Here is a 26,678-nt window from a genome sequence, read left to right on the forward strand (position 1 = left end):
AAAAATAACCAGATTTAGAAAGTCGAATATATTTTATAAGCCACTGGTTAATAGCATAAAAATTCTATCTCATCACAACCCACGCCCCCATACTTCAGGCCATCATAAAGATAATAAAAAGATAAATTAACCAATTAACCCGATGATCACCACCAATTAATCGGTCAATTTATCCGTAATGGGACGTTAGTTGTTTTTTTCCACATACAAAGTCTGTGATGGGAATGCAAAGTCCGCATCGTGGCGTTTAACTATCTCAATGATCTTCAAATACACCGCTTGCTGCGCCGCTAACCATTCAGCCCAAACTGTTGTTTTGGTAAAACAATACACCATAATGTTTAACGAAGAGTCGGCAAAAGCATCGAAATAAACTAATAAGGTTTGACTGGTATCGATATTCGCATCTTGTTGCAACATTGTGCGGATATCGTCGACAATCGCCCCAATTTTGTCTGAATCTTCGTAACGTAAACCAATTTCAGTTTTGATGCGCCGGTTAGTCATGCGCCCTGGGTTTTCCACACTAATAGAAGAAAAAACCGAGTTGGGAATATAGAGTGGACGGTGGTCAAACGTAATAATTTTGGTGATCCGCCAGCCGATTTCAACTACCGTCCCTTCGATATTTCGATCCGGTGAACTGACCCAATCACCAATGTTGAAGGGCCGATCAAAATAGAGCATTAACCCAGAGAAAAAGTTACTCAAGATATCTTTACCGGCCATACCAATAGCAATACCGCCAATCCCACCAAATGCCATCAAACCAGAAAGGCTCATCCCAAAATGTTCACCAAACAGTAGCACCATAATGACAAATATCGTGGTTTTAAATACGCGGGCGACAATACGTGCCGAAGTGGGATCACTGCCTTTTTTAATCTGTGTTTTTTCTAGTCGGTTCGCTAGCTGGAACAGTTTTCGCATTAAAATCAATGCAATCAATGAGATGGTAATAAAATTAACCAGAGAAGTTGAAATAAAGGTTAAATCAAAATCCGTTGCTGCCATGTCTACATATTGGGCAATAACAATCACCACGCCACACAGCACAAGAGTTTGAACCACATGGATCAAAATACTTTTGCGCTTATGTTTATGTTTACGTCGTTTATGTACAATCTCAAAAGCTAAATAGATTGCGAGAAAAACCGCAATTAAAGTCATGCCAATCGCATATTTTTCAAGTAATGCTTCTATCATTTCTAACCGCCCTAAAATTTACCTGATAGATCTTATTTTTATTTGTTTTACTGTGTACTATTTCTCATTATCTTGTTATTAAGATAACAATTATAAAGATAATTTTCCCAATAATTATCAGTTACTTTTTAGATTATCCAATAATGAATAACAACCTATTTTCCCCAAATGAGAAAGAAATAAATAATGTCCATGCGCTTAGGCCATACCAACAGTATAGCTACTTTGTCGGTAAAATTGCTGACTGGGAGCAAGTGTGGAGCCTCGGTGATGGGGAAAACCTCGTTACCGCATGGAATGATGAAAAATGTCTTTTTCTGCCCCTATGGCCTGCCAAAGCGTATGTTGAATTGTGTTTAACGGGTGAATGGGCGAATTTTACGCCAATGCTATTTACCCTTGAACACCTGATGACAGAAATTTTGCCTGATATGCATGAAGCAAATATTAAGGTTGCTTTGATGATGCAACCTGATGGAAAAAAAACATTAGTTTATGATGCGGCGGTGCTTCTCGCCGATTTAGCAGAAGAATGCCAACAATACGAGTAAAAGGCAGCAATGTGCTGCCTTTCTGAGGCAAAAAACTACTTTTCAACACCAGTAGTCACAGTAAATTCACGAGTTTGCCCCGCCTCTAACCAAATCAGTGTTTGGTTATTTTTCGCGGCTAAAAAGCCTTCTGGACGACAAGTTGCAGGGAGTACAAATGCGCCAACTTTTTGGTCACCATTGTACAAAATCCAACGAGTTGCATAATTTAGCTGGTTAGATTTAAAACGCGTTACAAACGTATCTCCTGCGGGTGAAATCATCCTAAACTCAGGCGTTGCGGTATATTGGCTAAGATCATCCATAAAAAACACAATTTCAGGGTCACACATTTGTGGCTGATTAAGCTGATTTAATGAGACTTTGCCAGATTTCAACGCTTCATTAAATGCCAGCCATTTTTCAGTTGGCTGTACATGCCCTGGTATTGATTCACGCAATTTAATCGCTTTTTCAGGAATATTTTGTGTTAGCGTTGCATTCTCCACGTAAGCATAATTCATATGGCACATATATTGGAGAGGCATAGGAACCGATGCTAAATTGGTGACTGACATATGAATATCAAATAATGCACTGCCCGCATTTAATTGCACTGACGGTGTCGCACGATAATGGTGACCAAAACCCATCACATACTCATATTCGCCGACAACTTTCAAACTTTCGCCTGTCAGTTCCAGCCAAGCGCTATCCATTGATGCACAAGGCATTTCCCCATGTAATGGGTGAGAATCTTCTGGAGAAGGGCAACCATTGCTGATTAAACCTGAATGGAATGCAAAGCAACCGTAGGTTTCAACTACTGTTGGAACTGATTTTGGCGCTGAAAACATATTTTCCATTTTCAGATTTTGGCCACAAAATTCCGCATCCCAAATCATTTGCCCTAAAAAAGGTAAAATCGTTAAATACCCTTGCTGATTTTCAATTCGTAACCCTTCCACGCCTGTTTGGTAACGAAATGCCGTGGCAGTAAATTGGTCATTTTTTAAAATAAGCGTCGGGTTTTCCGTAAATAAGCTTTTGTGAAGAGGTATCAATGTATTCATTTTCATACTCACGGTTTAATGAGATAAATGGAATTGGGCAGCTTACACTACCCAATTTGAGGAACTATTTCGTGGCTTGTTTCGCTTTAAAGCGGCGTTCACCCACAAAGTAAATACCGACATACACGAAGCACAGCATGGAAACAAGGAATGAAAGTTGTAATGAGTGCAACATGTCTGCGACATAGCCTTGAACCGCAGGGACAACTGCAGCACCGACAATCGCCATCACAATAACCGCCCCGGCCATTTCAGTATGTTCATTATCAACGGTATCCAAAGTGCCTGCATAAATAGTTGCCCAGCAAGGTCCAAACAGAATACTGACCATCACCGCTGCATAGACCGCTGTAAAACTCGGAATAAATGCAACATAAATTAGGAACAGCGCACCAATCACCGAGTAGATAATTAAGACTTTTTCTGCATTAAAGCGGGTCATTAAAATATTGGCAACAAACTTACCAATAAAGAAACAAGCGAAGCTATACACCATGAAATTCGAGGCATCACGTTCGTTAATATCCCCCATTTCTAATGCGAGACGAATAGTAAATGACCATACTGCCACTTGCATTCCGACATATAAAAACTGGGCAATAATTCCTTTTCTAAAGCGACTATTTTTCGCTAAATATTTTAAGGTTTCTAATGCAGTAGGACGCTTATGATCTTGCGTTTCTGCCACTTTACATTTAGGAAACTTAGTAATAAGGAATAAGATCATTACCACAACCAATACCATAATCATATAACGATAAGGTTCTAGGGTATTTTCCAACATGGCTAAACGGAATTCATGGATTTGCTCCGCATTCATTCCCGCCATTTGGTTTTGTAAGCTATCCCCTTCGGAAAATACCAGATACTTGCCCAGTAAGATCCCGCCTGCGGCACCAATTGGGTAGAAGGTTTGGCTAATATTTAAACGCAATGTGGCGTATTGTTTAGGACCTATCATTGAACTATAGGTATTCGCGGCGGTTTCGAGAAAGCTTAAACCTATCGCAATGGCGAAAATAGCCGCCAAGAACATGGTATAGGTCGCCATATGAGATGCAGGGAAGAACATACTGCAACCCGCGATATACAGGATCAGCCCCACCATAATGGCATATTTATAACTGGTTTTTTTGATCACTAACGACGCCGGAATGGCGATTAAGAAATAACCACCATAGAATGCGCTTTGTACTAAAGCCGAGGCGAAGTTACTGAGTTCAAAGACACTTTTAAACTGTGTGATTAAAATATCATTTAATGCTGCGGCACATCCCCATAATGGGAACAGGCACGATAGTAGGATAAATTGGAATAGAGGTGTCTTACTCAGGTAGCCATCCGGTAACTGAGTGATGTTCTTAATGTTCATAGTAACCCTTATATTTTTATAATTTATACCCGATGAGTGGCTATGTGGCTCTGATGACCACTTAATTATTCAAAGGGTATATAGCTACGTTGGACTATTATTATTTAGCTATTCATTAGCGGTGTTGATTTGCACAAATTCATTAAATTGTTCAACACTTGGATAAGAAGATTGAGTTCCTTTCCCTGTCACACTGAAAGCCGAAAACAGAACGGCTTTTTTCAGTGCTTCTTCAATATTCCCCGTATGGACATAGTAATGCGAGAAGCAGCCGATAAAGGCATCCCCTGCACCACTGGTGTCAATCGCATTCACTTTAATTGCGGGTATATGTAACTCGCTGTCGCGAGTCATCCATAACGCCCCTTTTTCCCCTAATGTTACGATGACGTTTTTTAACCCTTTATCCAATAAAGACTGCGCAGCACGACGAATGTTATCCATCGTGTCGACTGGCATATTGGTTAAAATTTCAAGTTCCGTTTCATTAGGGACAAAGAAATCACATCGGCAGGCAAAATCGAGATCGAGCGTACGTTGTGCAGGGGCTGGGTTCAGTAACACTGGGATCCCATGTTTATTGCCAAATGAAATCGCGTGATAAACCGTTTCAAGCTGGACTTCTAATTGCAGAACGATCAACTTACATTTTTTCAGATCTTCCGCTGCACGATCGATATCTTCAGGTGATAAAAATTTATTCGCCCCTTTGACGATCAAAATACTGTTTGATGAATTTTGATTAACAAAAATAGGTGCGACGCCACTTGAGGTACAAGGCACTTTTTCCACATAACGAGTGTTAATACCGTAAGACTCCAAGTTACGGATCGTATTATCCGCAAAAATGTCATCCCCCACTTTGGTTAACATGATCACTTTTGAATTCAACTTAGCAGCAGCAACCGCTTGGTTCGCACCTTTACCACCGCAACCAATTTTGAAAGCTGGCGCTTCTAAAGTTTCGCCTTCTTTTGGCATTTGATCGATGTAAGTGATCAAATCAACCATGTTTGAACCAATAACTGCTATATCCATAATGTCCCTCGTGTTAAATAAATCACATAATGATATGATAGTAACATTATCATGTTGCAAAAATATCATTTGTGATTAAGATCTCGAATAACGAATGATCAAGTGTTATATCTACCACATTTCCTCATTCTTTGTTGTCTATCCCACATTTATATAGGAAAGTTGAAAATGCAAGACTTAGCAAAATATATTGATCACACTTTACTTGCTGCTAATGCCACTGTTAGTGATATTAAAACATTATGTGCCGAAGCGGCAGAACACCATTTTGCATCGGTGTGCGTAAACACAGGTTATGTTCCTTTAGCCAGCGAGCTTTTAAAAAACAGCGACGTTAAAGTTTGCTGTGTGGTAGGCTTTCCATTAGGCGCTTGCTTAACGGAAGCGAAAGCGTTTGAAGCAGCAGAAGCCGTGCGTCGTGGTGCTGATGAAGTGGATATGGTTATCAACATTGGCATGCTCAAAAGTGGCGACTTAGACTTTGTTCGCAAAGACATTGAAGCGGTATTTGCTGCCTGTGGTAAAGCAACATTAAAAGTTATTTTAGAAAATTGCCTGTTAACTGATGAAGAAATTACTCAAGTTTGTGAAATTTGCCGCACAATTAAAGTCGGTTTTGTGAAAACTTCAACAGGTTTCAGTACAATGGGCGCAACAGAACACCACGTGGCACTGATGCGTAAAGTGGTTGGCGATGAAGTCGGTGTAAAAGCCTCCGGTGGTGTGCGTGACCGTGAAACCGCAATTAAAATGATTGAAGCGGGTGCAAACCGTGTCGGTGCAAGTGCAAGCGTTGCCATTGTCACAGGCAATAACACCAAACCAAGTGACTATTAAGTGATGGGGCGCGGTCTAACCGCGCCAATTTTGTGTATTGAAAAAGGATTGTAGGGTGATAGAAACTAAACAAAAAGAACGCCTTCGCCGTTTAAGTGAATGTTTAAAACGCTCAGGACGCATTCATCTTAAAGAAGCTGCTAGAATACTCGAAGTTTCAGAGATGACTATTCGTCGAGACCTGAGCGCAGATACAGAAGGCCCAATTCCGATGTCACTGCTTGGTGGCTACATAGTTTCTGTTACCCAACCTGCTAATTTACTGACCCAAGAAGCACAAGCCGACATTTTCACCCCCGATCAAACGGAAGAATTATATATCCCGAACCTTGCCGCTAGCATGGTGACCGAAGATGATGTGATCTTCTTTGATAATGGCATTGAAATGGCCACCTTGATTTCACTCATCCCAGAAGAAATTAATTTCACCGGTATTTGTTACTCACATAACGTTTTCCTCGCCCTTAGCCAGAAAAAAAATGCCACTGCGCTATTATGTGGCGGGGAATATCGCCCTAAAAGTGATTCTTTTTACAACCCATCACTCCCCTCATTACTTGATTCAATCAACCCGAAAAAAGCCTTTATTTCAGCAGCTGGTGTGCATGGGAATTTTGGCGTAACTTGCTATAATCTCGATGATTTACCCATGAAGAAAAAAGCGATGGAAAAATCTATCCGTAAGATTTTACTCGCCCCTTATAACCTGTTTGATGAAGTCGCGACCGCCAATATGGGGGAATTATCACAATTTGATGTGATAGTCACAAATAGGCAACTTTCTGATGAATATGAGACATATTGTCGTAATGGCTTTGTGAAAGTAATTTATTAAAATCATCAATAGATTAAGCGGACAATATCTTGCCCGCTTACATTAGATCTTCACTGTCAAATAGTCTTCTGCGATTTCGCTCGCGGGGAACACAGCTTGGCATTCCGCGAGTAACTTTGGGATATCCTCACTCGTATAACGACCACTCAAGTGAGTGGCAATAAACCGTTTAACCCCTGCCGCACGAGCTAGCTCAGCCGCCTGTACCGTAGTCGAGTGCCCTCTTTCATTGGCTTTTTGTGCAAACTCCGCTTCTAGGGTCGTTTCATGGATCATCACATCGGCATTTCTCGCAAGTTCCAGCGCTCGCTCTGTCGGTTGCGTATCGCCAAAAATCGCAATAATCTTTCCGGGGATCGGTTCACCGAGGTAATCAGCTCCATTCACTGTTCGTCCATCATCAAGAACTATCGTTTCCCCCGCTTTAAGCGCTTGCATCCAAGGGCCACGAGGAATATTGTCATTAGCTAATTTCACTGCATCTAATGCGCCACGTTTCGGATGTTCTTCAATACGATAACCATAACACTCAACACGATGGTCAAGGGCATAGGCCGTCACAATCAGTTCTCCATCGTCAAATAATTGGCCAGCTTCGATTTCCACTATCTCCAGTGGATATGTCATATAAGACACGCTCACGGTGAGTACCGTTTCAATATATTGTTTTAACCCTTTCGGCCCATAAACAATCAATGGGTCTGTTGCTCCCCCCATTGAGCGGCTGCATAACAACCCGGGTAAACCAAAAATATGGTCTCCATGCAAATGAGTAATAAAAATTTTTTCAATTTTTGGTGTTTTAAATGGGCTATTTAAAATGCGATGCTGTGTCCCTTCACCACAATCAAATAACAAGTAGCTTTTACGGATACCGACTAAATTTAATATCATACTGGTGACATTACGCTCTTTTGTCGGCACGCCAGCACTAGTTCCTAGAAATGTTAATTCCATAATACCTCATCTAATCTTTTGTTTTTATTATGGTAAGATTTTTTCCAATTGAAAATTTCTTTATTTTATTCGTCTATTATTCAATATGTTCCAATTATAAATAAAAATCGGCTATTCCTAATTTCTTCCAATATACAAATCCCTTTTCTGTATTAGTCCAATTAATTCCCAAGTGTTTTTTACACCGCATATTCCACAATACTAAAAGTGAATATCTAATCTAGGAATATATTTAATGCTTTGCTCTAAAAAGAAATTTCCGGCACCTTTGGCCTTATTGGTGGCGACCGGCTCATTAGCTATTATGTCAACATTGCCCAGCGATGCAAAAATGCTAACACCGGATGAACTCCCGCTTTTAGGGAGTCCTATCCCAAAACTAGAAAGTAACGATGGTGAACGTAACTTAGCGCAATACAGTAAAACAGCCGCAACATGGCTTGTAGAACAAAAAAATAGCCATGAAATCTCACAAATGGCACAAAGTTATCTCAGTAATCAAGCAGCTAACGCCGCAATAGAGGAAATTACTCATTGGCTCTCAAAAGCGGGTAATGTGAAAGTCAGCCTGAATTTTGATAAGCAACTATCGCTTAAAAACAGTCATTTTGATTGGCTCATCCCTTGGTATCAACAAGCTAATATGTTGTTATTTACCCAGCACAGTATTCACAATACAGATGGCCGGTTGCAAAGCAATAATGGGATTGGTTTGCGTCATTTCAACGAGCAGAGCACCGTGGGTGTCAATGCATTCTTTGATCATGACCTTTCACATTATCATTCCCGGTTAGGCGTTGGGGCTGAATACTGGCAAGATTACTTAAAACTCAGCGCGAATACCTATTTTCCCGTTTCGTCATGGCGCAGCTCATCTGAGCTAACTCGCGCTTATGATGCGCGTCCTGCTCGTGGGTGGGATGTACAAGCACAAGGATGGCTACCGGATTACCCGCAACTGGGAGGTAGCCTTAAGTTTGAACAGTATGTCGGCCATAATGTAGCTTTAATGGGGAAAAATAAACTTCAAGAAGACCCTGCTGCCGCGACTATCGGTATGAATTGGACCCCTTTCACTCTTGTCACCTTTAGCGCCGATCACAAAATAAGTAGCGGATTACAAGATACCAGTGCCAAAGTGCAATTTAACTGGGTATTTGATAAGAATTTTATTGAGCAAATTGACCCTGCTAAAGTCGGTGAATCACGACGTGTTTCGGGTAACCGCCTTGATTTCGTCAATCGCAATAACAATATTGTTCTTGATTATCAAAAGAAAACTGAAATTCAATTGAAGCTCGTGGCAAAAATTCAAGGTAAAGCTGGACAAGAGCTACCGCTCGTACAATCGATGATAACCCCACACCCACTGAAAAAAATTGTCTGGAATGCACCTGAATTACTCGCTGCCGGTGGTGTTATTAGCTCATCGGGTCAAAATGCTACCGTAAAATTACCCACTTATAAAACGGCATCAACACCTTCAGAACGTGAGAAATTGAATCGTTATCGCTTAAGTGGTATTGCCTATGATATTCACGGTAATGCATCACCGACAAGTGAAACACTGATTGATGTGACCAGCACGAATACTGCAACGACTAGCCAAGCAAAAATACAAAGTTTGAGAGTCGTTCAAACAGCAGCATTGGCTGATGGTAAAACAGCCAATATGGTTTCAGCCTATATCACTGACTCAAAGGGTAACCCCATATCAGGAGAAACAGTCAATTTTAGTGCGACTCGTGGAAAAATTAGCGCTCAAGGGGTGACAAATCAAAAAGGAATTATTGAGATGCCACTCACCAGTATGACAAGTGGTATCAGTGAGATTACCGCTACCGTAAATGGCCACAGTGAAACCGTTGCTGTCTATTTTATTAGTGGAAGCTTGAAAAAAATTGAGATCTTAAATACTCAATCGACCTATGCAGGTAAAGAGACAGCTATTGTACTCAAGCTAATCGATGAAAATAACAATCCAGTTTCTGGCGCTGATGGGATCATCATGGTCAATATTGGCAATAAACAAGTTCCTGTCGAGATTGAAGAGAGTTCGGTTAATTTAGGTGAGTATAGCGGGTTACTTGCAGGCCAAATGTCCGGGGATTACACCATTAGCGCTTCTTTACATGGAAAAACGTCACCTCAGCATACGTTCACGGTGAATCCACCACTGACAATTAATGCGATTAACTCTGATGGCAGCGGCCCTCATGGCCAACTTGGCGTTATTGATAAAGTCGAAATCACAACAAGTACCACGAATAACGTGAAAATAGGCGATGACGTACTTATCACAGTCACACTCAGCGATGCCTTTGGTAACACACTTGAGGGGATAAACCCTAAAAATATCGACCTTGGTCGCTATAACACTAATATCCTTGGCTGGTATGAAGACAGTGATGGAGATTATTCTACCTACTTAACATTACCGGCCACTGGTAACCTTGACATTATAGCTTCAATCAATGGGTATCCAAGCCAGACAATAACTATTTTAGTCACGCCTTAAACACGTCCTTTAGCGTACTCCCTCCGGCTCGGAGGGAGTCTAAAAAAATAGGATTCATCAAGCAATAAACCTACCATTCCAAAAATGTCCACAGTAAAAATTTCGCTTCCTTTTAAGTCCAATAAATTCACAAGCACATCTTGCTATCAGCCCTGACAATTGTAACGTTAATATTGATATCAGGAATATGTCCGATGAATGCCCCTTCGTCAAAATTGAAACCCAAGCTACCGAACCGTTTGGTACTCTCTACGGCTATGTGCTCAATAGCTATTGTGCCTGTCGCACCAAGTTATGCCCAAATCCCTCATTTGGACGATTTGCCGACACTCGGTAGTCATGCCATTCAATTTGAAGAAAGCCAACCAGAAGATACTACTGAACGTTTTTTAGCAGAATATGGGCAAAATGCCGCAAATTTTGCTGCTACAGAAAAAAACAGCAAAAATTTGGCAGAGATGGCGCAAGACTATGCACGCCATAAAGCCGCAAATATCGCGACTGATGAAATAACACATTGGTTATCGAAAGCAGGTAATGCTAGATTCAATCTTAACCTTGATAAAAAATTATCAATTAAAAATACCCAATTAGATTGGTTAATACCTTGGTATGACCAACCAGATTTATTGCTATTTTCTCAGCACAGCATTCATCGCACTGATGGTCGGTTACAAACCAATACAGGTATTGGATTACGTCATTTCCAGCAAAATAGCATGGTCGGGGTGAATGCTTTTTTTGATCATGATTTATCCCATTACCATTCACGATTAGGGTTTGGTGTAGAATATGCACAAGATTACGCCAGAATGAGTGTGAACAGCTATTTGGGGCTATCGACTTGGCGAAGTGCATCCGAATTAGCTTATGATTATAACGCGCGCCCTGCTAACGGCTGGGATATTCAATTTGAAGGCTGGTTGCCCACTTATTCTAATTTAGGGGCGAGCCTAAAATTGGAGCAATATTATGGCGATGACGTGGCTTTATTTGGTAAAAATGAGCGCCAGAAAGACCCTATGGCGGCGACTGTCGGCATCAATTGGTCTCCATTCCCCCTCCTCGCGCTAAATGCAGAACATAAAATGGGCAGTAGTGGCGCAAATGAAACAAGTGCAAAAATTGCATTCAATTGGTTGTTAGGGAAAAGCTTAGCGCAACATCTTGATGCTTCAGCGATAGAAGCTACCCGCCATATTCCTAGCAACCGCTATGATTTCGTTAATCGTAATAACAATATTGTGTTGGAGTACCAAAAGAAAACCTTAATTTCATTATCATTACCGAAAGTTATTCAAGGAATAACAGGAGAAGAGCTCTCTATTATCCGCAACTTAACCACTAAATACCCTTTAGACAAAGTTGTTATAGAAGCGCCTGAATTGGTTGCAGCAGGAGGAGAAATCCACCTTAATGGCATAGAAAGTTCAGTCAAACTACCGTCATATAAAATTGCCAACGACACCATTAAAAATCAACAACTCAACCTTTACCGTTTAACCGTGACGGCTTATGACACCAACGGAAATATTTCCCCGCAAGCGGAAACGTTAATTGAAGTGACTAACACAGGCACTCTCACCATCAGCCATGCAAATACCGCCAAAAGAAACAATGCCGTTGCTGATGGTAAAGATGCAAATACATTCGCCGTAGTAATTAAAGATGCTCTTGGCCACCCTGTACCCAATGCGAAAGTAAACTTTATATTACCTGCAGGTCTTAAATCTATTGATCAAAAAAATACAGGATACGATTCCCTACTAAATCACTTTATGTGGAAAGCCCAAGCGGCGAAATCCGTTTCTGAACAGCCGTATAGCATCGTTACCAATAGTAAAGGTGAAGCTTCTATTCAGTTCACCTCTTTTATATCAGGAAGTTATGCAATAAAAGCAAAGACTGAGCATGGTACAGAAATAAATGAGATGTATAGCTTTAAACCCGATATTAACCAATCATTTATTGGTAGCATTGATATCATTCAAAACAATGTAATGGCAGACGGGATCAGTAAAAACAAAATTAAACTGCATATTGTGAATAACAGCCGACAAAGCATTGCTGGCGCGCTTGTTCATTTTGAAGCGCCAAATGGCATTATCTCACCAGCTAAGCTGACTGATGAACATGGCAATACGGAATTAGAAGTTAGTAGCTTAGTTGAAGGTTCTATAGATATCATTGCAACCCTAAATGGCGATAGTAGAACAATACAAGTTAACTTTCAAAGGAATGGATCTGCGATAAATATTCAGCCAAGCACAGGAACTCTTTTCAAATCCCCAATAAATGAGCAAAACAGTCCTACACGCACGCCGTTAAGTTTGCTAAGGCAGTTATTTCAAAAAATAGGATAATACTTTCCGTATAAAATAGACTGAATCTAGCTTATTGCTTTATTGAATCGCGACTAAATTTACTATCATACCCACCAAATGTTGTACTTTAACAAACCTTTAAAAGCCATATTCTAATGTTAGTATTTTGTATTTTTATAATCTAATTAATTGTTTTTATTCAAGTAAGATTTATTCTCAGCCGATAAAAAACACCTTTATATAGGCAAGGAGGTTATTTTTCAGCGTTATCAATAAAAGCCGCCCATACTACGATTTTCCACCTTGTAATTTTCGCTTCTGTTTAAGTCAAACTAATTCACAAGCTCTTACCTGTATAAGCATTCAACAATAGCCAAGTTAATAAAACTAGGAATAAATTGAATGAACTCCGCTACGTCAACTATAAAGCAAACACTGAGACATAAAATCTCAAATGGCTTTGTCCTCTTAACTGCAATATGGTCTTCGGCCATCATGCCGGTTATGCCAAGTTATGCAAAAATGCTAACACCTGATGACCTACCGACTCTGGGGAGTGACCCAGTACTAACCAATGATGATAAAACAGAGAAGCTTATTGCTGAATATAGCCAAAGCGCCGCGCGTTTTATCTCTGATAAGAAAAAAGCAGCGGATCTTGCAGATATGGCGCAGGACTTCGCTCGCAGTAAGGTCACAAACGCAGCAACAGATGAAATAAATCGTTGGTTATCTAAAACCGGTAATGCCAAATTCAGTGTTGACGTAGATAAAAAATTATCCATTAAAAATACCCAATTAGATTGGTTAGTGCCTTGGTATGACAGTACCGATTTATTATTGTTTACCCAACATAATATTCATCGCACTGATGGCAGGCTACAGACCAATAATGGTATTGGGGTTCGTCGCTTTACACCTAAGAGCATGATGGGCGTCAATGCCTTTTTTGATCATGACTTATCTCGCTACCACTCTCGCCTAGGTTTCGGAGCCGAGTACGCACAAGATTTCTTAAAACTAAGCGCCAATACCTATTTACGTGCATCAGAATGGCGTAGTGCTTCTGAATTAAATAATGACTACAATGCCCGCCCTGCTAATGGATGGGATTTACAGGCTGAGGGCTGGTTGCCTTCTTACCCCAATATTGGCGGAAATCTTAAATTTGAGCAGTATTTTGGCGACGATGTTGCTCTATTCGGTAAAGATAAGCGCCAAAAAGACCCGCTCGCCACCACAATTGGGGTGAACTGGACCCCGTTCTCACTGGTAACTTTAAGCGCAGAACAAAAAATCAGTGGTGGATTAAGTGAAACTAATGCCAAATTAGAGTTCACTTGGGCACTAGGTAAGAGCCTCGCAGAGCAACTTGACCCTACTAAGGTTGGTGACTCTCGTCGCCTATTAGGTAGCCGCTATGATTTTGTTAATCGTAATAATAACATCATACTGGAATACCAAAAGAAAACGCTGATAACTCTATCACTACCTGCGATTATCCAAGGGAAAACTGGGGATGAGATACCTTTAATCAATGCCCTCAATACCAAATATCCGTTAGACAAACTGACCATTCATGCCCCCGAATTTTTAATGGCGGGAGGAGAAATCATCCTTGATGGTGCTCTGACAAAAATCAAACTCCCTTCCTACAAAGTCGCTATGACTGAGCAGGAAAGGAAAAAAAACAACCTTTACCGATTCACGGTAACGGCATCTGATAGCAAGGGAAGCATTACACCACAAGCCTCAACCTTCGTTGAAGTAACCAACTCAGGGGTACTATCGATTAAGCATAACGAGGTCATTAAAAAAGGAAACTCTCTCGCCAATGGACAAGATATCAATGTATTAACAGTTACTGCCAGAGATGTTTTAGGCAATATAGCACCGGATTCAACCGTAACCTTTACCTTACCGACTGAACTAAAGCTGGTCACACAAAAAGCCACATCTTCAAGTATGGCTTTCAAGAACCTGTATAAAAAAATGCAGGCCGCTAAATCAACGGATAAACAAAAATATAAAGTTATCACCAATATAAAAGGAGAAGCTTCGGTTCAATTCACCTCTTTGACCATGGGTGAACACCGAGTTCAAGCCGTTGCAAATGGCGGCGTACCAATTGAAACCGCTTTTTTCTTTATTGCCGATACGCAACAAGCACATATTAATCATTTCAATGTTCTTAGTGATAATGCGGTTGCCGATGGAAAATCTAAAAATAAAATTCAATTCCATATCACCGACAATCACTCACACCCAATTCAAGGTGCCATGCTGCAACTTGATGCGATAAATGCCAATGCCACACAATTGAGCCCGACCGATGAACAAGGCAATACTGACGTTGAGGTAACAAGCCAAGTCGCAGGGCCTGTTAAAGTAACAGCAACACTGAATGAACAAAATGTAACGGTAGAAACGCATTTCGTGTTTGGCCAACTAGCCCATGTCACCATTTTAGATCTCTCACAAGCCGAGGCTGGTACAGACAGCAACATCAAAATTTCATTAACTGATACACATGGCAATGCCGTCTCGGGGGCTGATGGTACTGTCACGGTCAATATCGATGGTAAACCTACCCCAATAATAATTAGTGAAACCTTTCCGGGTAGCGGAGTTTACACAGGGAAATTACCAGGACAGCATAGCGGTACACCAAATATCACCGTCACTGTTGATGGGCAAACCTCTCCCCCTGAGACGCTGATTGTTGAGCAACCAAAAACCATTTCACCAAACAATACGGACGGTACAGGCCAAAAAGGGGAAAAAGGCGTTATTGATAATATCGTCACCACCCCAAACAAAACCCATGGTTTACAATCAGGGGATACTCTTGAGGTTACCGTTACCATCACCGATACCTTTGGTAATGGGCTATCAGGCTTAAATACCGATAATATCGATATCGGTAAACATAAAGGCGATACGCTGACATGGACGGACAATGGTGACGGCTCGTACACCACCACCTTGCCATTAACTGAAGTCGGCAACAATGACCTGACCGCCACCATCAATGGTACTACGAGTTCAAAAACTGACGTTCTCGTCAATAATGCCAGCGGAACTGTTCATATTGATAAAGTCAAAATCATCAAAACAGAAAAACCAGCGGCAGGTATAGATAGCACCATTACCCTCGAATTAACCGACAAACATGGCAACCCAGTGGTTGGTGAAACTGAAGTTACTGTCAATATAAATGATCAGCCACACACTTTGCCAGTAACAGAAATCTCTCCGGGTATTTATGAAGCTATTATTGCTGGGCAACTCACGGGCAACCATGATATTTCCGCTATTGTTAACGGGAAAGAATCACCAAATGAGTTGCTAATTGTTGAGCAGCCACAACCTGTTAACCCCCAAAATCCAAACGGTACAGGGCAAAAAGGTGAACAAGGCGTTGTCGATAAAATCGAGATCAAAACAGGTAACACAGTCGGCCTGCAATCTGGCGATAAGCTCGAGATCACCGTCACAGTCACCGATGCCTTTAATAACGGCTTACCAGGCTTGAACACCAATAATATCGATATTGGTAAACATAAAGGCGATACATTGACATGGGTTGACAACGGTGATGGCTCTTACACTACCACCTTGCCACTCCCCGAAGTCGGTAATAATGACCTCACTGTTTCCATCAATGGCACTGCAAGTCCACAAAAACAAATTCAAGTTAGCAATGCCGCAGGGAAAGATAAAGTCAGCAAAGTTACCATTATCAAAACAGAGCAACCTGCTGCAGGCTCAAACAGCACTCTGACTGTGCAATTAACCGATAGCAACGGCAACCCAGTAGTCGGTGAAACTGAAATTATCGTTAATATTGATAACAACCCACACACTTTACCCGCGAAAGAAGGGAAACCGGGTATCTATGAAATCACGCTGCCAGCACTGCAAGCGGGCAAACATGATATCCATACGAGTGTAAATAATACTGTATCAATCAAAGAAAGCTTACTAGTTGAGCAGCCAAAACCGATTTCCCCGAATAACTCAAACGGCACAGGCCAGCAAGGTGAGAAAGGTGTTATTGATAAGGTGACGATCGCACTTGATCACACTCACCGTTTTGAATCCGATAATCCTCTTGAAATCACGGTAACAGTAACGGATGCCTTTGGTAACGGTTTGGCGGGTTTAAATACCGATAATATCGATATCGGTAAACACAAAGGGAATACCTTAAACTGGGTAGATAATGGCGATGGCTCTTACACCACCACGTTGACCTTAACCGACGTTGGTAGCAATGATTTAACTGCCTCCGTCAATGGTAGCCACAGCCCACACACCGAAGTTCAGGTCAATAATGCCACAGGGGCATCCCATGTTGATAAAGTCAACATCATCAAAACAGAAAAACCGGCAGCAGGCACAAACAGTACAGTCACTATCGCGTTAACCGATAAACATGGCAACCCCGTGGTTGGCGCAACAGAAATTACCCTCAATATTGATGGGCAAACCCATAAACGTCCTGCCAAAGAAGGTAACCCCGGTATTTACGAAGTGACACTACCCGCACTACAAGCAGGAAATCACAACATTAGCGCGAGTGTGAATGGTAAGGGCTCAACTGATACAACTTTAGTGGTTACCCCACCAACGCCAATTAAACCCAATAACACAGGTAAGCCGGGAGAAAAAGGCGTGGTTAATAGTATTACCATGACAACGGGCAATACCAACAACTTACAGTCTGGCGATCAACTTGAGATCACCGTCACCGTCACCGATGCCTTTAATAACGGTTTAACTGGGCTCAATACGAATACAATTACCCTTGGCGGATTTAACGGCAAGCCAGTCTGGAAAGATAACAGCGATGGTTCTTACAGCGCGACCATCACGTTAACTGAACTTGGTTCGAAAGATTTAATTGCGTCAATTAACAGCCATAAAACCTCCGTAAAACAAATTCAAATTAGCAACGCCGCAGGGAAAGATAAAGTCAGCAAAGTTGAAATAACTAAAATAGAAAAAGTGGATGCGGGCTCTCATAGCACCTTGACTGTCGCATTAACAGACAAAAACGGCAACCCAGTGGTCAGCGAAACTGAAATTATCGTTAATATTGATAACAAACAGCACACATTGCCTGCGAAAGAAAGGAAACCGGGGATATATGACGTCACACTGCCAGCCATGCAAACAGGTAACTATCAAATTACTGCCGCGGTGAATAGCCAAGGCTCCGCTAAAGATACTTTAGAAGTGAAAAAACCAGCTTCAGTAAACTCGAATAATACAAGCGGAACAGGTAATAGTGGCGAACAAGGCGTTATCAATAACATTACCATGACGACCAGTGATATCACTCATCTGCAATCGGGTGATAAGCTGAATATCACCGTGACCATAACTGATGCATTTAATAATCTATTAACCGCTATCGACCCTAGTAATATCATCTTGGATGGATATAAAGCAAGTTCGCTAAAATGGTTAGATAATCGTAATGGTACTTACACGACTTCGTTGCTATTAACACAAACAGGTTCTAATCATTTAGCGGCATCGATTAACGGTTATAAATCACAAGTCATCCCCATTACCGTGAGTAATTCGACTGATATCAACAAGGTGGCTAATGTCGAACTTGAACCAATTACGCCAAGTGAAGCGGGTGAAAAACAAACTATCACAGTGAAAGTTACTGATAGCTACCACCACCCTGTCACCGCGATTAACAGTATGATAATGGCAAATATCAATGGCCTGCCGACACCCATTGCTATAACGGAATCACTTACTCAAGAAGGGACTTACACAGGAATATTACTTGCACAAAATACGGGCAAATACACCGTTAATGTGACAACTAATAAAAAAACCGTATCAAAACCTTGGACCGTTAAAACGGCAAGGACGATCAGCGCTAACCAAAAAGATGGCAGTGGTACAGAAAATCAACGTGGTGTGGTTAAAACCGTTGCATTGGACTCGTCATCACCCAATGACCTAAAGTCAGGCCAATCATTACAATTAATCGTGTCAATTAAGGATGCCTTTGGTAACGCCCTTGAAGGGATCAGTAGCGCTAGTATTCAATTAACACATAAACAATCTAAGCAGAGTTCTGTTATTTGGACAGACCTACGGAACGGTGAATACACCGCTCTGTTGCCACTGACAAAAATTGACCAAGACTCGTTAACAGTGAAAGTGAACCAAATAACCACTTCCCCACTTAACATTAATGTTGGGAATGCCACTGCCGCGACACAAATCAAACAAGTTGAAATAAAAAGCATCACTAAACCTGCGGCTGGTGAAACAAGTACCATCACACTGGCACTCACTGATGCCAACAACCAACCTATTACAGGGATAGATAGTAACGCAGTTGTCTCTATCAATGGCGCTGAAGCGTTACTTAAGATCACTGAAACCACCACCAAAGGGATTTATACCGGTATCCTTTCAGGCCAAAAATCAGGAGTTCAGAAAGTCAACGTCACTGTTGGTGGCGTTAAGTCCACAGAATCAACCTTATCCGTGAATGCTCCAATGCCTATTGCAGTTAACCATAGTGGTAAATCAGGTTCTCGCGGTGTCATTGAGCGCGCAACACTGACTGTTTCACCAACCAAAGACTTCAAGTCAGGTGACTCGATTAAACTGACTCTGGTCTTAAAAGATACGTTTGATAACCCGCTCACAGGCGTTGACGGAAGTAACATTACACTCATTCATGGTCAAACAAGTCCTGTAGCTTGGGTGCCTCAACAAGATGGCACTTATACCTCTAATTTACTGTTAACAACACTGGGTAAAGACAGCTTAACGGCCATCGTCAATAAAAAGGATAGCAACACGCTTCTGATCAATATCACTAAGCAATCAGACAGTACAGCGATCCACAAGGTTGAGATCCTCACTATTGTCCCTATTGCCGCTGGTGCGGAAAGTACCTTTACGGTTGCATTAACCGATGCGCAAGGCAACTCGGTCGAAGGCGTCCAACACGTGGATGTCACCATTAATAATCAAAAACTGCCAAATATCGCTGTGACGCAACAAACCGATGGCAGTTATATCGGCACTCTACCAGGGCAACAAACGGGGGATCATGACATAGTTATCACCGCCAATAAAATCCCATCCACGCCAAAAATACTCACCGTGGCACAATCGGACACCGTCACCGCAAGCGCAAACGGCGGTGGCACAAACGGCCAGCGCGGTGTGGTCAGCCGTGTGGCACTCAGTGCAACCCAAAACAGCAATTTCACATCGGGTGACAGTTTGCAGCTGACGGTCACATTAAAAGATAGCTTTAACAACCCACTAAAAGGCGTCGGCAGTGCCAGCATTGCGCTACAGCACAACAACAAAAATGCTACCCTGACATGGACTGACCACAATAACGGCAGCTATACCGCCACATTGCCATCAAGCCAATTAGGCAACAATGACTTGAAAGCCACAGTGAACAGCCAAGAGAGCAACATGGTTAGTATTGATGTGGTCAGCCCGAATCAAGCGGCTCAAGTTCACCAACTGACGCTCGAACCGATTGCCCCATCAGCAGCAGGTTCAGAGCAAACCATCACCCTAAAAGCCGTGAATATCTATGACCATGGTGTGGTCTTACTTAAAGATGAGATAAAACTCACCCTCAACGGAGCACTACTCCCCCTCACATTGACTGAAGATAGCAAAATAAAGGGCACTTATACCGCCAAATTACCCGCACAAAAAACGGGCCGTTACGACGTTAACGTCGCGATTGGTCAAAAAACAGCAACACAACCATGGGAAGTCAAGGCGCCAACAACCATCAATGCCGCTAAGGCTGATGGTTCGGGTACCGAAGGTAAAACGGGCGTGGTGAAAACCGTCGAATTACAGGCGGTTGCAGCTCAAGGTTACAAATCAGGAGAAACCGTTCAACTGACACTGACCTTAACAGATGCGTTTGATAATAGACTCACAGGCATTGAAAGCACCAAAATTGCACTCACTCATGGTCAAACAAGTCCGGTGGCTTGGGTAACCGGCAAAGATGGCACTTATACCGCGGATTTAGTGTTGAAAACACTGGGCAAAGATAGCTTAGTGGCCACCGTTAATAAACTGGAAAGCAAAGCGGTTCCAATCAATGTCACCAAGCAATCAGCCAGCACGGCTATCCATAAAGTCGATATCACTGATATCACCAATGCAACAGCAGGTGCAGAAAGTACCTTTACGGTTGTATTGACCGATGCTCAAGGCAACTTGGTTGAAGGTATTCAAAACGTAGATGTCACCATCGGTAATCAAAAACCAACAAACATCGCGTTGACTCCACAAGTGGATGGCAGCTATACAGGGAAATTACCAGGGCAACAAACGGGGCCTTATGATGTGGTTATCACCGCCAATAAAATCCCATCCACGCCAAAACCTCTCACTGTGGAGCAACCTGATACCGTCACCGCAGCATCAAATGGTGGGGGAACAGCAGGAGCACGTGGTGTCGTCAATGATGTCACACTGGCTGTAACACCAGACACTAACATCAAATCAGGCGATAACTTACAACTGACCGTGACCTTAAAGGATAAGTTTAGTAACCCACTTAAAGGCGTTACCAGCATCACTCTGCTACAAAATCAAGGTAGTACAGTGACATGGAGTGATAACAATAACGGCAACTATACCACAACATTACCAGTAAAAGTGTTGGGAAGTGGCACGCTAAAAGCCATCGTTAACCAGAAAGAGAGTTCAACCGTAAACATTACGGTGGAAAATACCAACCAAGTCAATCAAGTAGATAAGGTTATCATTGACCCTATCGCCCCGTCAGAAGCTGGGAAAGCGGGCAATCTTACCGTGAAAATTCAAGATACCCATCAACAAGGTGTGACTCAGATAGCTAATGACATTAAAGTCACTATCAACGATAAATTAGCAGACATTAAGTTCACTGAAACTAGCACCAAAGGCACTTACAACGCGACACTACCGGCAAGTAAAGCAGGCAGTTACACCGTTAAAGTCACGGCTAATAAACAGAAAAACCAACAAAGTTGGGTCGTTAAGGCTGCCACAACCATTAAAGCAACTCAAACTGATGGTTCAGGTAAAGCTGAGACGCAAGGCGTGGTGAAAACCGTCGAATTACAGGCGATTACAACTCAAGGTTACAAATCAGGAGAAACCGTTAAACTGACACTGACCTTAACAGATGCGTTTGATAATAAACTCACAGGCGTTGAAAGCACCAAAATTGCACTCACTCATGGTCAAACAAGTCCGGTGGCTTGGGTTGATGGCAACGATGGCACTTATACCGCGGATTTAGTGTTAAATAAACTAGGTAAAGACAGCTTAACGGCCATCGTCAATAAACAGAAAAGCCTCCCTGTTGAGATTACGGTTCATAACAATGAAGGGAAAAGCAAGGTCAATAATGTTGAAATTGTCCATGTTTTACCCGTAGCTGCAGGTTCTGACAGTACGATTGTCTTTTCCCTGACTGACTCAAATGGGCACCCGGTATCCAATATTACCAGCCTGTCCGTTACCGTCGATCAGCAACAACCAATTTCCATGCAAGTTGCTCAAGTCCCTACGGGCAAATACGTTGGGACATTACCCGGACAGCAAAGTGGCTCACACAATATGGTTGCATCTATCCCAACTCAAAATGTCACTTCAATCGAAAAATTATTTGATGTTAGCAAACCAGTGCCAATTGCTGCTGTTGCTAGGGATGGGAGTGGTAAGAAAGGCCAATACAAAGTCGTTAATGAAGTATTGCTGAATGTAGCGCCAACCAGTAAACATAAAGCTGGCGAGAAAGTTACACTCATCGTCACGTTGAAAGATGCCTTTGGTAATGGGCTAAAAGAGGTTTCTAGCAACAGTATTGTGACTGCTCACCAGCAATCAGGACCTGTCATATGGAAAGACCATGCGGATGGCACTTATACCGCCGACTTATTATTGCGTAAATTAGGCTCTGATACGTTAAAGGTTACTGTCAATAACACTATCCAATCACAGGTTATTAATGTTGAGGCGCCACAGGGGCAATCTGCTGTTAGCAATGTGGAATTAAAGGCAACGAACAAAACTCTTATGGTGGGAGAGTTAGTTGAACTGCAATTAACATTAACTGATATCCATGGTAATGGTGTTGAAAAAGTACAAGCCAACGATATTCAATTAGAACATAACCATACGCTTGTTCCTAAACTGGCTTGGTTAGAGAAAGGGTCCGGTATTTACACCACCACACTCCCATTACATCAGCAAGGGAAAAACACCTTTGTCAGTCGCGTTAACCACCAAGCAAATGCCCCACTGGTGATTAATGTCAGCGCATTAACTGACCCAACACAAGTGAAAACTGTTGAGCTCAAAGCCAGCACCAATCAACTGACCGTAGGAAGCCAAACGGAACTGACACTTCAATTAACCGACCAATGGGGTAATGGTGTTGAAGGGGTCACGGCGAAAGATATCACCATAAATGATGCGCATATTAAGAAAAACCTCACAGGTTTAAATTGGCTATCAAAAGGGAATGGAACCTATACTGCGTCAACAACGGTCGCAATTGCAGGAATTCACCCCCTAAAAGCAACTGTTAACCTAATACAAAGTAAAAAGGTATTGATTAACGCCCAGCCATCGACTAACCAAAGCCAGATCAATAAGGTTCAGCTAACAACAAACTTGAGCACCATAACGGCAGGCGATAACGTTACGTTATCTTTAAAAGTCACTGATAGAGATAACAACCCAGTTATTCACCTCAATAATAATACGATCACACTCACTGACAGTAATAATAAAATATCCGCTGTCTGGGATGAAGATAACCATGGCTTAGGTATCTATACCACCACCATCATGCTCAGTGACGTTAAAATGCATACTCTCAGTGCGGGTATTGGTAAATTTACAGATACAACCACTGTCACGGTCAATTCACCAACTGGTAAAGATGCTGTAAAAACAATCACTATCTCACCGATATCCGACAGTGACGCAGGACAACCATCATCATTATCCATTAGTTTAACTGACCAATATGGCAACCCAGTTAAAAATATTAGCAGTAGCGATATCAAAATGAAAATTGATGATAAAGAGCAAAATATTATATTTATGGAAAAAAACAACATAGATAGATATATCGCTCAGCTCCCTGCGGCTAAAGCGAGTAACTATAAAATCAGTATCGGCGTCAACGGCAAGTCAAAAACGGTGTATTGGAACGTCAAAGCACCAAAAGAAATTTTGATTAACTCTTATGATAAAGATGGTTTGCGTGGCTCATTAGACACCATGTCTATCACCCACAACGCAAAAAATAATACAGTAAATTCAGGCGATAAAATCACCCTAAAAGTCGGACTAAAAGATAAGTTTGGTAACAAGCTGACTGGGGCATCATCGAAATTGAAGTTATTAACTGACTTGCAATCGACCTCCATATGGAAAGAACTTAAAGATGGTTTTTACTCTCAAGAACTCACTATGAACAAGTTACACTCGCAGCCTATTCAAGTTGCCGTAGATAACATGCTCAGCGATAAACTTGAGCTAACCGTTGCCCCAGCCAAAGGTGTAAATAACGTCCATAAAACCACTCTTGAAACCGATGTAGGTACTCTTGAAGCTGGGAAAGAGGTGACCTTAATATTAGCGCTAACAGACAGTGTTGATAATGGTGTTATTGGTATCAATGCAAGTGATATTCAGCTCACCAAAAATGATAATCCAGTTAACGTAAAATGGGATAGCCTACAAGATGGCGTCTATACCACTAAACAACAGTTAAAAACTGTCGATAATTACCAGTTTAAAGCCACTGTCAATAAGCAACCAAGCCGCATTCAAACCGTAGAAGCAACTGACCCAAGTGGCAAAGATGTGGTGAAAACCGCAGCACTTTCCACCAACACCAACACGCTTGATGCCGGTAAAAAAGTTGACTTAACGTTAAAACTACAAGACCAATATGGCAATTTGGTGACTGACGTCACAGGGGCTGATATTGTGTTAACCGATAATAATAGCGCAGAAATTATTGATAGCCGCAGTATTGCTTGGCATGAGGTATCGACAGGCGTGTATAAAGCCACCTTACCATTAACCAAAGTCGGTAAACACACATTAACCGCGACGGTGAATAAACAAGATGCCAATACTAAGGAAGTCACGGTGAAAGCCTTGAAAGGGGCTAGCAATGTTAATGAGATTAAATCAACTCCTGCAGTAACTTCAATGAGTGCAGGTGAGAGCACTAAATTAACCCTCACCATGCTTGATAAATATGGCAATGAAGTGGCAGATGTTGCCCCGAAAGACATGAAGCTCGAAAATAGCGATAATACTATTATCACGAAAGCATCGTGGGTGAAAACACCATTACACGATAGTGTCTATACCGCTCAGATAACCTTAGAGAAAGTTAAACAACACACTTTATCGGTTGAGGTAAATGGTAAGATAAAAAAAATCAACATTGATGTGAAACCACTGAAAGGCGCTAAAAATATCGCGAAAGTTGAATTAACTACGCCAGCAACGGCCAAATTAGGTGTGGATACTCCACTGACATTACAACTCAAAGATAGGTTCGGTAATGGTGTTATTAATGTTGCTAATCAAGATATTCAATTAACACATAATGGCAAAGAAAAAAGTATCACTTGGACCGAAGACTCTAATGGGCAATACACCACAAATTGGCAATCGACGAAAGTCGGTAAACATCAATTAGATGTGGTAGTTAATACTAACCGTTTGATAAAACCTATCGAGATCGAATTTATGGCTCCGCAAGGCGCAAACAGTGTTGAAGTTATTCACATAAACACTTTAGACACCGCAGAAACTGGAGATACCGTTAAAGTGACACTCCAATTACGAGATAAAAATGGTAACGGTGTTATTGATATCAGTCCAAGTGACATTACTTTATCGAGTAATAAGCAACCTTTATCTTCATTAGTATGGAGTGATGATAAACTTGGAAACTATTCAACCAATGTTAAGTTTGACACTGAAGGAAAGCATACATTAACGGTTATTATCAATAATCCAGCCAAAATAACAGGAAAAAAAGAGATTAATATCCAAACAGACGCCCCTATTTTTGACAGCGGGAAAAGTGAATTCTCTGTTGATACCGATTCAGTTGAAGGTAATGGCAAAGACAAGGCGATAATAACCTTAAAGCTTATCAATAAAAATGGAGTACTTATCTCAGGTAAAAAACCAAAGATCACTTCAAGTAGTGGAGTCCTAAGTAACGCTGTTATGAAAGAAACCGCAGCATCAGGTGTGTATACTGCATCTATCTCGAACTTAAAAGCAGAGAAAGTAATGGTAACCCTTGACTCTAATTCAATTGGTCATGTGGGTACCGAACAGGAAATTGATATCTATTTCTATTCTTTCCAACATATTGACTACCCTGCCACCGCAATGATTTACAAACAGTATTTTCATTTCTATTCAATAACAAAGGATTATACTGATTATACATGGGAGAATAGCCATCCCGGTGTGATAGGCTTTGGTACCAAGTTGGTCCCTTATATAGAGAATAAACCAAGTCGTCAAAAAAATGTCATCAAATTAACCGCTAGGCCGAATAAAAACAGCCATAAACTTGAAGCTATACGCGCAACGATAACAATAAATACATATTTCTACCCTACGGACACGAGAGAGCGTCATATGGATGATTCTGGGTGCAGCATTGATGGAGGCCGTCCTGCCTATAACTCAGAAATAGCAATGTTATTTCAAAACCCTCAGAAAAAAATAGATACTTATCATAATGTTCTAGGATTGTACTGGACAGGAAATGATTCTGCGAGTCTTACTGCCGACAAGGTTATTTCCATGCAGGCCTCATGGTATGACCATAGTCTAAAAACACTTTGTATTATCGAATATTAACCCCCTCATCCCCGCTTCGGCGGGGATTTTTCTTTCTACGATTT

At 41.6% G+C, this 26,678-nt stretch carries 11 protein-coding genes; 6 read left to right on the plus strand and 5 right to left on the minus strand.

The annotated features are described in order from the left end of the window. Positions 1–186: 186 nt before the first annotated feature. Entirely contained in the window at positions 187–1,206 is a 1,020-nt protein-coding gene (locus tag PR725_RS18210; protein ID WP_109912597.1) for a mechanosensitive ion channel family protein, read from the minus strand. A 143-nt stretch (positions 1,207–1,349) separates the two neighbouring features. Here PR725_RS18210 and PR725_RS18215 point away from each other — a divergent pair, with 143 nt between their 5' ends. Beyond that, positions 1,350–1,757, plus strand: a complete 408-nt coding sequence (locus tag PR725_RS18215; RefSeq protein ID WP_117163026.1) for a DUF2750 domain-containing protein — start codon at positions 1,350–1,352, stop codon at positions 1,755–1,757. A gap of 35 nt (positions 1,758–1,792) precedes the next feature. Here the strand turns inward: PR725_RS18215 and PR725_RS18220 are convergent, their stop codons facing one another. The 3 genes from PR725_RS18220 to rbsK form a co-directional block, all read right to left on the minus strand. Beyond that, positions 1,793–2,809 (minus strand): aldose 1-epimerase family protein, encoded by a 1,017-nt coding sequence (locus PR725_RS18220; RefSeq protein WP_164528349.1) that lies wholly within the window; start codon positions 2,807–2,809, stop codon positions 1,793–1,795. A gap of 64 nt (positions 2,810–2,873) precedes the next feature. Then, a complete protein-coding gene (gene fucP, locus PR725_RS18225) occupies positions 2,874–4,181 on the minus strand; it encodes an L-fucose:H+ symporter permease (RefSeq protein ID WP_004915008.1) in 1,308 nt (435 codons plus the stop codon). Positions 4,182–4,289: 108 nt separating this feature from the next. Then, a complete protein-coding gene (rbsK, locus tag PR725_RS18230) occupies positions 4,290–5,219 on the minus strand; it encodes a ribokinase (protein WP_004915011.1) in 930 nt (309 codons plus the stop codon). Between the two features lie 168 nt (positions 5,220–5,387). Here rbsK and deoC point away from each other — a divergent pair, with 168 nt between their 5' ends. Continuing rightward, positions 5,388–6,056 carry a deoxyribose-phosphate aldolase gene (deoC, locus tag PR725_RS18235; RefSeq protein WP_109912599.1) on the plus strand — a complete coding sequence of 223 codons (669 nt, stop codon included), beginning with the start codon at positions 5,388–5,390 and terminating at the stop codon, positions 6,054–6,056. Between the two features lie 55 nt (positions 6,057–6,111). Next, the gene (gene deoR, locus PR725_RS18240; RefSeq protein WP_004915016.1) at positions 6,112–6,891 is read left to right on the plus strand and encodes a DNA-binding transcriptional repressor DeoR; all 780 of its coding nucleotides are present in this window, start codon (positions 6,112–6,114) and stop codon (positions 6,889–6,891) included. Positions 6,892–6,933: 42 nt separating this feature from the next. Here deoR and rnz read toward each other — a convergent pair whose 3' ends face one another. Further along, positions 6,934–7,848, minus strand: coding sequence for a ribonuclease Z (gene rnz, locus PR725_RS18245; RefSeq protein WP_123382769.1), 915 nt, complete (start codon positions 7,846–7,848; stop codon positions 6,934–6,936). A 235-nt stretch (positions 7,849–8,083) separates the two neighbouring features. Here rnz and PR725_RS18250 point away from each other — a divergent pair, with 235 nt between their 5' ends. The 3 genes from PR725_RS18250 (at position 8,084) to PR725_RS18260 (ending at position 26,634) form a co-directional block, all read left to right on the plus strand. Further along, positions 8,084–10,366, plus strand: coding sequence for an inverse autotransporter beta domain-containing protein (locus PR725_RS18250; protein WP_272569935.1), 2,283 nt, complete (start codon positions 8,084–8,086; stop codon positions 10,364–10,366). 194 nt (positions 10,367–10,560) lie between these two features. Beyond that, positions 10,561–12,729: an inverse autotransporter beta domain-containing protein gene (locus PR725_RS18255; protein ID WP_196724028.1), complete on the plus strand. Its 2,169-nt coding sequence runs from the start codon at positions 10,561–10,563 to the stop codon at positions 12,727–12,729. Positions 12,730–13,092: 363 nt separating this feature from the next. Next, on the plus strand, positions 13,093–26,634 hold the full coding sequence (locus PR725_RS18260) for an invasin domain 3-containing protein (RefSeq protein ID WP_272569938.1): 13,542 nt from the start codon (positions 13,093–13,095) through the stop codon (positions 26,632–26,634). Positions 26,635–26,678 lie beyond the last annotated feature (44 nt).

It is taken from the genome of Providencia sp. PROV255 (assembly GCF_028478065.1).
Classification (GTDB): Bacteria; Pseudomonadota; Gammaproteobacteria; order Enterobacterales; family Enterobacteriaceae; genus Providencia; species Providencia rettgeri.

What these genes read in the sequence shown, in the direction of transcription:
- PR725_RS18255 (WP_196724028.1), top strand. Translation starts at nt 10,561, where the DNA reads ATGAATGCCCCTTCGTCAAAATTGAAACCCAAGCTACCGAACCGTTTG.
- PR725_RS18260 (WP_272569938.1), top strand. Translation starts at nt 13,093, where the DNA reads ATGAACTCCGCTACGTCAACTATAAAGCAAACACTGAGACATAAAATC.
- PR725_RS18250 (WP_272569935.1), top strand. Translation starts at nt 8,084, where the DNA reads ATGCTTTGCTCTAAAAAGAAATTTCCGGCACCTTTGGCCTTATTGGTG.
- PR725_RS18215 (WP_117163026.1), top strand. Translation starts at nt 1,350, where the DNA reads ATGAATAACAACCTATTTTCCCCAAATGAGAAAGAAATAAATAATGTC.
- PR725_RS18210 (WP_109912597.1), bottom strand. Translation starts at nt 1,206, where the DNA reads ATGATAGAAGCATTACTTGAAAAATATGCGATTGGCATGACTTTAATT.
- deoC (WP_109912599.1), top strand. Translation starts at nt 5,388, where the DNA reads ATGCAAGACTTAGCAAAATATATTGATCACACTTTACTTGCTGCTAAT.
- rnz (WP_123382769.1), bottom strand. Translation starts at nt 7,848, where the DNA reads ATGGAATTAACATTTCTAGGAACTAGTGCTGGCGTGCCGACAAAAGAG.
- fucP (WP_004915008.1), bottom strand. Translation starts at nt 4,181, where the DNA reads ATGAACATTAAGAACATCACTCAGTTACCGGATGGCTACCTGAGTAAG.
- rbsK (WP_004915011.1), bottom strand. Translation starts at nt 5,219, where the DNA reads ATGGATATAGCAGTTATTGGTTCAAACATGGTTGATTTGATCACTTAC.
- PR725_RS18220 (WP_164528349.1), bottom strand. Translation starts at nt 2,809, where the DNA reads ATGAATACATTGATACCTCTTCACAAAAGCTTATTTACGGAAAACCCG.